This is a genomic window from Bacillus sp. 103mf (genome assembly GCF_900116295.1).
Taxonomy (GTDB): Bacteria; Bacillota; Bacilli; order Bacillales; family Bacillaceae_G; genus Bacillus_A; species Bacillus_A bruguierae.
Genome location: NZ_FPAF01000002.1, coordinates 78,415 through 90,836, shown reverse-complemented (window position 1 = coordinate 90,836; position 12,422 = coordinate 78,415). Strand labels below are relative to the sequence as shown.

The window sequence follows — 12,422 nt, the reverse complement described above, 5'->3', positions numbered from 1 at the left end:
AGAGAATGAGTGAAACAAAAACATTGGTGAATCGAATTGATACAACATATGAAACTGCACATATTGTAAAGGAAATTGAGTTAGATACAGTAGCGTTAAGTGATCTAGAACTTATTGCTATCGGTGGATATAGCCCGCTTACTGGTTTTTTAGGGAAAAGTGATTATATGTCAGTAATAGAGGAAATGAGATTAACAGATGGAGAGATATGGAGCATTCCAATTACATTGTCTATAACAGAAGAAAAAGCGAAAGAATTACAAGTAGGAGAAGAAGTTAGGCTCGTAAAAGAAGGGGTGACTTATGGTGTAATTCAAGTTGAAGAGATTTACGCGTCTAACAAAGAAAAAGAGGCATTCCTTGTCTATAAAACGGTAGAAGACGTACATCCGGGTGTTAAGAAATTATACGATCGTCCTAATTTATATGTGGGAGGGCCAATTACGCTTGTGAAACGAATTGAAAAAGAAAAATTTGCCGCTTATTATTTAGACCCAAGTGAAACGCGAGCAGAGTTTTTACGGCGTGGCTGGAAAACAATCGTTGGCTTTCAGACAAGAAATCCGGTTCATCGCGCACATGAATATATTCAAAAAGCAGCTCTTGAAATAGTTGATGGCTTATTTTTAAATCCGCTCGTTGGTGAAACGAAGTCAGATGATATTCCAGCTGATGTTCGCATGGAAAGTTACGAAGTACTTCTTGAAAACTACTACCCAAATAACCGTGTCTTTTTAGCGGTATTTCCAGCGGCAATGCGATACGCAGGGCCGCGTGAAGCAATTTTTCACGCACTTGTCAGAAAAAACTTTGGATGTACGCATTTTATTGTTGGTCGTGATCACGCTGGAGTTGGAAATTATTATGGCACGTATGAAGCGCAGGAGATTTTCAACAATTTTACAGTAGAAGAGTTAGGGATTACGCCTCTCTTTTTTGAACATAGCTTTTATTGTGCAAAATGTGAGGGAATGGCATCAACAAAAACATGTCCACATGGAAAAGAAGCGCATGTCATTTTATCAGGCACAAAGGTAAGAGAGCTTTTGCGAAATGGAGAACTACCACCAAGTACGTTTAGTCGTAAAGAAGTAGTAGAAGTCCTAATTCGTGGTTTGCAAAAAGAAGTTGTGACAAAGTAAGGAGAGAAAATAGATGGGAACAAATATTACTTGGCATGCAGCATCTGTTTCAAAAGAAGAACGCCGAAAACAAAATAAGAATCATAGTTTTGTTCTATGGTTTACAGGTTTATCAGCTTCTGGGAAGTCCACAGTAGCCAATGCAGTAGCTCGCAAATTATTTGAGAAGAATATCGGTAATTATGTATTAGACGGAGATAATATTCGTCATGGGCTAAATAAAGATTTAGGATTTTCCGAAGAGGACCGTACAGAAAATATTCGGCGCATCGGTGAAGTGGCAAAACTATTTGTTGATAATGGGAACATTGTACTAACAGCATTTATTTCACCATTTCGAGAAGATCGTCAGCAAGTACGTGACATAGTGGAACAAGATGAGTTTGTTGAAGTATTTGTAAAGTGTCCGATTGAAGAATGTGAAAAGCGTGATCCAAAAGGGTTGTATAAAAAGGCAAGAAGCGGAGAGATTAAGCAATTTACGGGAATCGACTCTCCGTATGAAGAGCCAATTCAAGCTGAGATTATTGTGGAAACACACCGCCATTCTACCAAAGAATGTGCACAGCAAATTATTGCTTATTTGCAAAAACGAAGCTTTATCCCGCATTAAAGGGCAGTAAGACCCTCACCTCAAGATTAATAGAAGATCAAAGAAGATAGGTGGGGGATAAAGCCCCCCCACTGATTAAAGTTTCACTTTATATAAGGAGGATAAAAGATGAGTTATGAAAAAGTGTGGGCAAACAATGAAAAATTAAATGCAACAGAGAAAAAGAAATTAGAAAAAGACGGTTTAGAAATTTTTAAAGATATTCCGTATTATGCTGAACATGGATTTGCGTCTATTCCGAAAGAAGAATGGGATTCTTTCAAGTGGGCAGGACTATATTTGCAGCGCCCAAAAGAAGCGGGATATTTTATGATGCGTGTGAATATCCCATCTGGAATTATAACAAATGAACAAGTGGAGGCTCTCGCTTCTATTGCAGAAGATTACGGCCGTGATGTACTTGATATTACAACACGTCAAGCAATTCAGTTTCATTGGCTACAAATTGAGCAAATTCCAGACATTTTCGAGCGATTAGAAAAAGTAGGTTTATCGACAGCTGGGGCATGCGGTGATATTACACGTAATATTACAGGCAATCCACTCGCTGGAATTGATGAAAATGAATTGCTTGATACACAAGTAATTGTGCGGGAGGTATATGAATATTTTCAGCACAATGAAGAATTTTCAAATCTACCCCGTAAATTTAAAATGTCAATTAGTTCAAATGTGTACAATTCAGCAAATGCTGAGATTAACTGTGTGGCATTTACACCTGCAACGAAAGAAATTAATGGAGAGACAGTCATTGGTTTTCATGTCAAAGTGGGAGGCGGTTTATCAGCGCGTTCATATTTGGCGGAAGAATTAGATGTATTTGTTTTACCAGAGCAAGTGAAAGATGTAGCAATTGCTATTGCAACGATTTTCCGTGATTTTGGATATCGTGAAAAGCGCCATTTTGCTCGGTTAAAATTTCTTGTTGCAGATTGGGGAGCAGAAAAATTTAAAGAACAGTTATTACAATATACAGGACCTTTATATGAGAGAGGAGAAAGTGCTCTAAAGGGGTGGAATGCTGGTTACTTTTACGGTGTTCATAAGCAAAAGCAAGATAATCGATATTATATTGGTTTCAATGTACCCGTCGGTCGTCTACATGCAGAAGAAATGTATGAGATTGCTAGAATTGCAAAACAGTATGGAAATGGTGAAATTCGTACGTGTAATTCACAAAACTTTATTATTCCGAATGTGCCTCAAGAAAATATTGATGCACTATTGCAAGAACCATTATGGGAAGTAATCTCTGCAAAGCCAAAGTCATTTATCGGTTATGCAGTTTCTTGTACAGGAATTGAATATTGCAATTTAGCATTAGTAGAGACGAAAGAAAGATTACGTAATATTGCAGATTATTTAGATACAAAGCTTGTATTAGATGTACCAATTCGTATTCATATGGTCGGTTGTCCAAATTCTTGCGGCCAACGACAAATTGCTGATATCGGCTTGCAAGGTATCAAAATGAAAACGAAAGAAAAGGAGATGGTTGAAGCGTTTGAAATTTATGTAGGCGGGACGCTATTAGGCGGAGGTGCTTACAATGAAAAGCTAAAAGGGAAAATAGATGGTGAAGACTTGCCACATGTTCTTACTGCATTTTTAACATATTTTAAGGAGAATAAGCTTCCTAGTGAAACGTTTTATGAATTTGTTAGTCGTATTGGAATAACGGATTTACAAGCAGTATTAGATACGATTTTAGAAGAAGTGATTGCATCGTAGGGGGAGAACAATATGGATCTATATCGTTTTGAAGCTGTTTTGGAAAATGGTGTTGTTCCTGTAGTCGTTGTTGCGCAAAGTGAAGAGCAAGCATTTCGTCTCGTTGAAGTAGAACTTGAAAAATATTTTTTACCTTTGCCGGAAGTGAAGGAAATTTCTTTATATGAGAAAAAGAAAATTCGAAAGGGGGCAGCGTTTGTATTGCATGAGTAGGAAACGGTCTAATCAATGCCAACAGGAAGTAAGACGGAAAATTGTCAACTTCCATTAGTAGAAAAGGTTCTGCTGATGGAAGTTTCACTTTATAGAAGAAATGAGGAGAAAGTATGGGGAAAGTGTACATTGTTGGTGCAGGGCCTGGTGATCCAGAATTAATTTCTGTGAAGGGCGTAAAATGTATTAGGCAAGCAGATGTCATTTTATATGATCGTCTTGTGAATAAAGAACTGCTTTCTTATGCAAAGCCAGAAGCGGATTTAATTTACTGCGGGAAACTTCCAAACTACCATACGATGAAGCAAGAAACGATTCATGCTTTTTTAGTGAAGTATGCCAAGAAAGGAAAGATTGTGACGCGTTTAAAAGGCGGAGATCCTTTCGTATTTGGAAGAGGCGGCGAAGAAGCGGAGGCATTGGTGAAACATAATATTCCGTTTGAGGTTGTTCCAGGTATTACAGCTGGGATTGCAGCTTCTGCATATGCAGGGATCCCTGTTACACACCGCGAAGCTAGCACAAGTTTTGCAGTTGTAACAGGGCACCGGAAAGAAGGAGCAGAAGAGGAAGTGAAGTGGGAAAACTTAGCGAAGGGTGTCGACACGCTTGCCGTTTATATGGGGGTAAGTAATCTTCCTTATATATGTGAACAGCTTCTGAAATATGGGAAAAGTGAACATACGCCAGTGGCGATGATAGAGTGGGGGACAACAGTATCTCAGCGTACAATTACAGGAACATTAGGAAGTATCGTATCTGTAGCAGAGGATGAGCGAATCCAAAATCCGAGTATGATTATAATTGGGGAGGTTGTACGCTTTCGCGAGAAAATTCATTGGTTTGAACAAACGCTTGAACATTCATCCCTATTTAGCGGAGTGCTTTAACATGAAAGCGGTACTCTATATTTGTCATGGCAGTCGAGTGCAGGAAGCGTGTGAAGAAGCGGTTGCTTTTGTTACATCATGTATGGAACGTATATCAGCTCCTATTCAGGAATTATGCTTTTTAGAATTGGCATCTCCTTCTATTGCTGAGGGAGTTGCAGCTTGTGTACAAAAAGGGGCAAATCAAATCGTGATTGTCCCTGTCTTTTTATTAGCGGCAGTTCATGTAAAAATAGATATTCCTAAAGAGTTAGGACGACTGCAAAATCAATATCCTTATGTGTCTTTTTCATATGGAAATCCATTTGGTGTTTCTCGTAAACTTGTTACTGCAATTTTAGATGGCAGCGGAATGAAATCCATTGGAAAACGAGTTACTCTTTTACTTGTAGCAAGAGGGAGTAGTGATGAGGGAACGTTAAGAGATGTTAGGGCCATTGCGTCATTGTTTGAAGCGGCAGATGAAGTAGAGCATGTCGAAGTATGTTATTTAGCAGCAGCTAAGCCGCGATTTGAAGAGAAGCTGCATGAGCTTGTTCAAACAACGAATGCTCCGATTGTTATCCTTCCATATCTTTTATTCACAGGATTGTTAATGAAAATAATTGAAAAAACAGTTCGGAAATATAACCATTCTCAAATTGTATTATGTCCGTATGTAAGCAAAAATCAGGCGTTTCAGGATATGCTCATTAAGCATACAGAAGAAATGATAAGGGAGAATGTATATGTATCCATTAACGGTGCGAATAAAGAATAAACTTGTTGTTTTCATTGGTGGCGGACGAGTCGCGGCATTTAAGATAGCTCCTTTATTACAACAAGAAGCTAATATTATTGTCATTAGTAGAAAATTGGATAAAAGTTTAATTCAGCTTGTAGAAGAACATAAAATCCGGTGGTTTCAAAAAGAATATGAAACAAGCGATCTTATCGGGGCTTTTTTAGTTGTGGCAGCAACGGACGATCCGTTGTTAAATGAGAGAATTGCAGATGATGCAGCGTCAAATCAATTAGTAAATGTAATTACAAATCCGGAATGTGGTAATGTACATTTTCCAGCAGCTATACATCGTGGGAAATTGAATATTGCTGTATCTACTGGAGGGGTAAGCCCAAAACTTGCGAAAAAAATTCGTGATAAAATAGCAGGGAAATATGATGATCGTTATAAGGAATACCTAGATTTTTTATATGAAGTACGTATGAAAGTGAAGCAGTTACAATTAGATAAGAAGAAACAAAATATTGTATTACAGGAAGTGCTTAAGTCTACCTATGTACACGATATAGAAGAGCGAGAAACACTTCTGTATTCTTTATATAAATACAAATAAAAAAATCGACATAAAAATCCTCTTTCTTTTTAGGTGGGCGAGAGCATCTGGCCATGTATAGAAGCGGTCAGGGCCTTTTTCTGCTACATGCAAGGTTTAAAACAAAAGGAAAAAGCAAGTAGGGGTCATGTTGTATTCTACACAGCGGCAGCTTATATGTCGAAAAATTAAAATGTATATATAGATAAAAAGGCTAGTATTTTGATAGTTTGTGATGTTTTCCTCTCTTTAATAAAATAAAGAGTTACTAAAAAGAGAGAAGAGCCCTAAATTAATTTATTCTTTACAAATGAAATAATCTCCTCTATAATCACAATTAACTTCAATACATGAAATCGATGAGCAAGAAGAGTACGTATATTTGAGACGTTCAGAGAGCTGGGAAAAGGTGTGAGCCCGGTACGATAAAATATACAGAATGGACTTGTGAGAGGTATGTTGAACGGATAGTAGGCAACCCGGGTTCCGCCGTTACAAGGATAAGGTATCGGAAGTTTTCCTGTACCTGAAAAGTGGGATAGTTTATCCAATTGAGGTGGTACCACGGTATTATATTATACATATCGTCCTCTACATGCATAATAGCGTGTAGGGGACTTTTTTATTTTCTGAAGGAGGTGGGCGAGTATGAACTGAAAGTGTATAATTAAGAAAAGTGTAAATATTCAGATAAGGAGAAATGAACATGAAAGAAACACAGCAATGGACGTCGAAAATTGGTTTTGTACTCGCAGCAGCCGGGGCAGCAGTAGGACTTGGGGCGATTTGGAAATTCCCATACGTTGCCGGAAATAGTGGAGGAGGAGCTTTTTTTCTTGTCTTTTTATTCATGACAATATTTATTGGGATGCCGCTTTTAGTGGCGGAATTTGTGATCGGTCGCAGTACGCAAAAAGAAGCGGTGACAGCGTATAAAGTATTAGTACCAAATAATAAATTATATCCATGGATTGGTCGCATGGGGGTTGTGACATGTTTTAGTGTTTTATCATTTTATAGTGTTGTTGGAGGTTGGATTTTACTTTATTTATTTTATAGCGTAACAGGTGGATTATGGGAGAATGCCGCTGATTACGCAAAATTATTTGGAGAAACAATCGCAAATCCAATAAGTGCAATTGGAGCACAATTTATTTTTATGCTTTGTACAATTTTTATAGTAAGTAAAGGTGTAGAAAAAGGAATTGAAAAAGCAAGTAAGTATATGATGCCGCTTTTATTTGTTCTGTTTCTTGCAATCATTGTTCGTTCTCTTACATTGGACGGGGCGTGGAAAGGTGTGGAATTTTTCTTAAAACCAGATTTCTCAAAATTAACAGCAAAAACAATTTTATATGCGATGGGACAATCGTTCTTTTCACTTACGGTTGGAGCTTCGGTTATGGTCACATATAGTTCTTATTTGAAAAAAGAAGAACATTTAGCAAAATCAGCAACGTCAATTACAAGCTTAACAGTCTTTGTTACTGTACTTGCGGGGCTAGCGATTTTCCCGGCGATTTTTGCGTTAGGTGTTAGTCCGACAGAAGGACCAGGATTATTATTCATCGTTCTTCCGGCTGTATTTGGAGAAATTCCTTTCGGGCATTTTTTCTTTATTTTATTCTTAATTCTGTTTTTCTTTGCAACGATTACATCGGCAATTTCTATGCTCGAAATTGTAGTTGCTTCCGTAGCGAAAGAGGATGAAAAGAAGCGTCCATCGGCATCGCTCTTAATTGGACTACTTATTTTCGTAGTTGGAATTCCAGCAGCATTATCATTTGGAGTTATGAGTGATGTGAAATTATTCGGAAAGACATTTTTTGATTTAGTGGACTTTATGGTGAGTAACGTATTACTTCCGCTTGGTGTATTAGCCATTTCGCTCTTTGTACCAAATAAAATGAAGAAAGAGTTGTTAATGCAAGAATTAGAAGTTACAGGAACAAGAGGGAAAACGTTATTTAACATATGGTTCTTCTTGCTTCGTTACGTTATTCCGATTACGGTTCTTCTTGTCTTTTTAAACGTTATGGGTGTACTTTAGTTAATAAAAAGCGGAGAATATTCTCCGCTTTTTATTACAATGTAGAAGTTTGTAATAGACGAGTATATGTTTTAAAAGCTACAACAGCTGCGATGAAGGAACCAATAAAAAAGATACCGGATCCAACTACTGAAAATATTCGGCCTATCAATGTCTCTTTGGCTTCTTGTAATTCTGCAACTGCTTGTGATTCTTGATTCATGTTTAGACCTCCTCAAAAAACTTTTATATTATTGTATGTGTAATGCCTAGAAGGTGTTAAAAATCGCAAAATAATATGAAAGATGAGGCTCACTTGTTTTACATAAATAAAAAAACTCGGCAATTGCCGAGTTTTTTTATTTAATATAAGGAGCTGGATCTACAGCATTTGATTTACTTTGATTCCATTCCCCGATATGTAGTTCGAAGTGCAAGTGTTGCCCTTGTGAATCTCCGGTATTTCCCATAAAACCGAGTTGCTGGCCTTGTGTTACTTTTTGTCCAACTGAAACAGAGCGGCTACTCATATGAGCATAAACAGTTGTATATGTTTGACCGTTCATACGGTGCGATAAGTATACAACGTTTCCGTAGCTACTGGAGAAGTCAGAGCGGATTACAACCCCATCAGCTGCAGCAACAATGGGTACGGTTCCGGGTGATGCAATATCAAGGCCTTTATGGCGACTACGACTTGGATCATCAAATCCAGAAGTAAAGCCACCAGCTGCTGGTTTAATAAAACCACCAGTATTTTTCACTTGAGATGCAGGAAGAATTGGTGCTAAAGGAGCTGATTGCTGAGATTGCTGAGGTTGCTTTTGTTCTTCAGCTTTTTTTGTTTCTGCTGCACGTTTTTCCTCTTCAATTGCATTTTGGACAGCTTGACGTTGATTTTCTAGAATAGTCTTAGCTTCTTCTAAACTTTCCATCTCAGAATCTATTTTTGAAGCCTTTGCGTGCAAATCAGCAATCAAAGTTTGTTGTTGCTGTTGGTTTGCTTGTAGTTCTTGCTGTTGTTTCTGTAATGTTTGCTCAGCTTCTTTCAGTTGTTGTTCTTTTTTCTCAATTGCTTCTTTTTCTTTTTTAATGGTATCTTGATCGTATGTTTGTTGTTTTACGATATCTGTATCATTATTTAAAATTAAACTGATAGAATACACATTTTCTAATAGTTCGGCGATATTGTTCGTATTGATTAATACTTCTGTAATTAAATTTGTACGAGGTTTTTCTTGCATAGATTGTAATCTCTGCTTAATTAATTCTTGGCGTGTATCGATTTTCTTTTGCAGTTCTTCAATATGCTTTTTTTTCTCTGCGATACTGTTTTGTGTTTTTTCAATTTCCGCTTTTGTTGCTTTTAAATCTGCCTCATTTTTATTAATAGAAGCAGTTAATTCATCGATTTTTTTCTGCAATTCTTGTATTTCTTTTTCTAATTGTTGTTTTTCTTCTGATTTCATATGTAATTCTTGTTGCTTACCGTCTAGTTGTGATTGAATATTAGATAATTTATCTTGACTCGTCTCCGCATACGCTGTTGAAAGCACAGGAGAAACGAAAATAGTACCGGCTGTCAATAAACTAAACGCTGTTATTTTTTTGTTCATCTGCCTAACTCCTTCCCTATGTTTCTATATAATCATAGAAAAGCGAAAAATGTCTATTGTTGTAATGATAATGTAAAAAAATATTTAAATAATTGTTATTAAATGTCGGAAACTAGAAGAATTTTACGTCTTAATTGCTCATTTCTACTATAAAAATTTGTTCAGATAGTAACTGATGTATAGCAAGAAACAAGCGGAAGGAATCGTTCTCATGTTAGGTTTTCTTACATTGGTTTTATTTTTGTCAAGAAAAATATTTGCACATTGGCAAAGTTATTTAGTTGTCAGATTTTTATTTTTGCCTTATCATTTTAAGTGGGGAAGAAAGTATTGAATAGTCGAACAATATTTAATACTTCTATTTTTGTATTTTATAGAAAAATAGAATATGAAAATTAAGAACATCTAAGAAGGGGGTTGCAGCAAGTATGAAAAGAATTGGACTTGCGTGGCAAATTTTAATAGGTCTTGCTCTTGGTATTCTGGTAGGCGCGATCTTTTATGGCAATCCAGAGGTTGCAAAGTATCTACAACCGATTGGTGATATTTTTATTCGTTTAATTAAAATGATTGTTGTACCGATCGTAGTAGCAAGTATTGTTGTTGGTGTTGCCGGCGTTGGCGATGTGAAAAAGCTTGGACGTTTAGGCGGAAAAACAATTATTTATTTTGAAATTATTACAACGATTGCGATTGTTGTTGGTTTATTAGTGGCAAACGTATTTCAGCCGGGAAAAGGCGTGAATATGGCGGATTTACAAAAAACGGATATTTCTAAGTACACAGCTACGACAGAGCAAGTACAAAGTCATTCATTTGCAGATACGTTCGTAAATATCGTTCCAACGAACATTATGAAGTCGTTAGCAGATGGAGATATGCTTGCAATTATTTTCTTCTCTGTATTATTTGGTTTAGGTGTAGCGGCAATTGGAGAAAGAGGAAAACCAGTTCTGAATTTCTTCCAAGGTGTAGCCGATGCAATGTTTTACGTAACAAACCAAGTTATGAAGTTTGCACCGTTTGGTGTGTTTGCGTTAATTGGCGTAACGGTTTCTAAGTTTGGTGTAGCGTCATTAGTTCCATTAGGTAAATTAGTTATTGTTGTTTATGGATCAATGATTTTCTTCGTTGTTGTTGTATTAGGTCTAACGGCAAAGTTATTTGGAATTAATATTTTCCAATTCTTTAAGATTTTAAAAGACGAGCTTATTTTAGCATATTCTACAGCAAGCTCAGAGACGGTTCTACCAAAGATTATGGAAAAGATGGAACGTTTCGGTTGCCCGAAAGCAATTACATCTTTCGTTATCCCGACAGGTTATTCATTTAACTTAGATGGTTCAACATTATATCAAGCAATTGCAGCGATTTTCTTAGCGCAAATGTATGGTATTGATTTATCTATTTCACAACAAGTTACATTACTTCTTGTATTAATGGTTACTTCAAAAGGGATTGCCGGTGTACCGGGCGTATCGTTCGTTGTATTATTAGCAACGCTTCATACAGTAGGTATTCCGTCTGAAGGTTTAGCATTTATCGCTGGTATTGACCGTATTTTAGATATGGCACGTACAGCAGTAAACGTAGTAGGTAACTCATTAGCTGCAGTTGTTATGTCTAAATGGGAAGGACAATATGACGCAGAAAAAGGACAAGCTTATTTGAAAGAGATTTCAGAGAAGCAAGTAGCTTAAATGATAGAAAGGCCTTCACGGTAAACGTGAAGGCCCTTTTCTATATAAATACATATAAAAAACCTTTCTTTTTAGATGGACGAGAGCATCCGGTCATGCATAGCAGCGACTTATATGTAAAAAAATGAAAATGAATTTATATATGGAAAAGGGAGAAATGAGGATGAAACGGAAATATGGAGATGGATCATCATGGAGACGGTTAATTGATAAAACATATTCAGTAAAAGATGTACAGGGTGGTATGTTAGGTATATTACATATAAAGCAAGTGAAGGAGCCTAATTATAAGCAGTATAATAATCGAAAGATTTGTATTGCGCATAATGGCTATACTTGGATTCAGTATTTTATAAGTGAAAAACATTTTGTGATTACAGCGATGTTAAACGAGAACAAAGAGCTTGTTCAATATTATATTGATGTTGCAAAAGAGTATAAAATTGATGGAAGAGGATTGCCTTATTTTGATGATTTATATTTAGATGTTGTGTTGTTACCAAACGGGGAAATGTATGTATTAGATGAAGATGAGTTAGAAGAAGCATATACGGACGGAGATATTATAAAAGAGGAGTATGATTTAGCTTGGAATACGGCAAAGTGGATTATAAAAAAAATTGAAGAAGAAGATTTTTTATGGTTTTCAATTTTAGAAGCAGAAATTCAAAAAATAAAAGATAGTGTTTGATATATAAATTCATTTTTATTTTTTAACATATAAGTTGTGCTATTAGGCAGAACAAGTTACTCTCTTTGTTTTCGTTTTACGCGTGGTAGGAAAATGGTCTGGCTGCTTCTATGCATAGCCAGATGTTCTCGCCCGCCTAAAAAGAAAGAGGGTTTTTATGTCGCTGTTTTAATTTGTATTTATGTAATATCAAAAAAATACCAACTATTTTGATAGAAATAATGTTTGACATTTTCTCCTGTAACGAGTAAAGTAAAAAAAGATTAATTCATACAAAATATAATATGAAACCTTCTTATCAAGAGAGGCGGAGGGACTGGCCCTAAGATGCCTCGGCAGCGGACTCATAGTAGAGTGCTGTGCCAAATCCAGCAAGCGATATGCTTGATAGATGAGAAGAGTGTTTCTTATATGATATATAAGACCTCTTCTCTTCAGAAGAGGTCTTTTTCGCTCTTGTGAAGGATAGGTTTAGAAATAG

At 36.5% G+C, this 12,422-nt stretch carries 12 protein-coding genes, 1 riboswitch and 1 other annotated feature; of the genes, 10 read left to right on the top strand and 2 right to left on the bottom strand.

Translation table 11 applies throughout. The features are described 5' to 3' along the window. Nucleotides 1-5: 5 nt before the first annotated feature. The 8 genes from sat (at nt 6) to BM350_RS06940 (ending at nt 7,955) form a co-directional block, all read left to right on the top strand. Nucleotides 6-1,142 (top strand): sulfate adenylyltransferase, encoded by a 1,137-nt coding sequence (sat, locus tag BM350_RS06975; protein WP_090915420.1) that lies wholly within the window; start codon nt 6-8, stop codon nt 1,140-1,142. A 13-nt stretch (nt 1,143-1,155) separates the two neighbouring features. Next, on the top strand, nt 1,156-1,755 hold the full coding sequence (gene cysC, locus BM350_RS06970; protein ID WP_090915422.1) for an adenylyl-sulfate kinase: 600 nt from the start codon (nt 1,156-1,158) through the stop codon (nt 1,753-1,755). Between the two features lie 108 nt (nt 1,756-1,863). Continuing rightward, complete coding sequence (locus BM350_RS06965; RefSeq protein ID WP_090915424.1) at nt 1,864-3,486, top strand: nitrite/sulfite reductase; 1,623 nt, start codon at nt 1,864-1,866, stop codon at nt 3,484-3,486. A gap of 12 nt (nt 3,487-3,498) precedes the next feature. After that, entirely contained in the window at nt 3,499-3,699 is a 201-nt protein-coding gene (locus BM350_RS06960; RefSeq protein WP_090915426.1) for a DUF3906 family protein, read from the top strand. Between the two features lie 113 nt (nt 3,700-3,812). Next, nucleotides 3,813-4,589 (top strand): uroporphyrinogen-III C-methyltransferase, encoded by a 777-nt coding sequence (gene cobA / locus BM350_RS06955; RefSeq protein ID WP_090915428.1) that lies wholly within the window; start codon nt 3,813-3,815, stop codon nt 4,587-4,589. Nucleotide 4,590: 1 nt separating this feature from the next. After that, nucleotides 4,591-5,349, top strand: a complete 759-nt coding sequence (locus BM350_RS06950) for a sirohydrochlorin chelatase (RefSeq protein ID WP_090915430.1) — start codon at nt 4,591-4,593, stop codon at nt 5,347-5,349. Beyond that, the gene (locus tag BM350_RS06945; RefSeq protein ID WP_090915432.1) at nt 5,318-5,926 is read left to right on the top strand and encodes an NAD(P)-binding protein; all 609 of its coding nucleotides are present in this window, start codon (nt 5,318-5,320) and stop codon (nt 5,924-5,926) included. Before BM350_RS06950 ends, BM350_RS06945 begins: the two co-directional genes overlap by 32 nt. A 329-nt stretch (nt 5,927-6,255) precedes the next feature. Further along, nucleotides 6,256-6,500: a binding site (T-box leader), on the top strand. A gap of 111 nt (nt 6,501-6,611) precedes the next feature. Continuing rightward, entirely contained in the window at nt 6,612-7,955 is a 1,344-nt protein-coding gene (locus BM350_RS06940; RefSeq protein ID WP_090915433.1) for a sodium-dependent transporter, read from the top strand. A 34-nt stretch (nt 7,956-7,989) separates the two neighbouring features. Here BM350_RS06940 and BM350_RS26825 read toward each other — a convergent pair whose 3' ends face one another. Beyond that, complete coding sequence (locus BM350_RS26825) at nt 7,990-8,157, bottom strand: hypothetical protein (RefSeq protein ID WP_170857662.1); 168 nt, start codon at nt 8,155-8,157, stop codon at nt 7,990-7,992. Nucleotides 8,158-8,293: 136 nt separating this feature from the next. Continuing rightward, the gene (locus BM350_RS06935) at nt 8,294-9,550 is read right to left on the bottom strand and encodes a murein hydrolase activator EnvC family protein (protein WP_090915435.1); all 1,257 of its coding nucleotides are present in this window, start codon (nt 9,548-9,550) and stop codon (nt 8,294-8,296) included. 428 nt (nt 9,551-9,978) lie between these two features. Between BM350_RS06935 and gltP the strand changes: the two genes are divergently transcribed. After that, a complete protein-coding gene (gltP, locus tag BM350_RS06930; RefSeq protein ID WP_090915437.1) occupies nt 9,979-11,250 on the top strand; it encodes a glutamate/aspartate:proton symporter GltP in 1,272 nt (423 codons plus the stop codon). A 163-nt stretch (nt 11,251-11,413) separates the two neighbouring features. Next, entirely contained in the window at nt 11,414-11,941 is a 528-nt protein-coding gene (locus BM350_RS06925) for a ribonuclease FAU-1 family protein (RefSeq protein ID WP_090915439.1), read from the top strand. 292 nt (nt 11,942-12,233) lie between these two features. Then, nucleotides 12,234-12,339, top strand: a riboswitch (SAM riboswitch). The last annotated feature ends 83 nt before the right edge of the window (nt 12,340-12,422 follow it).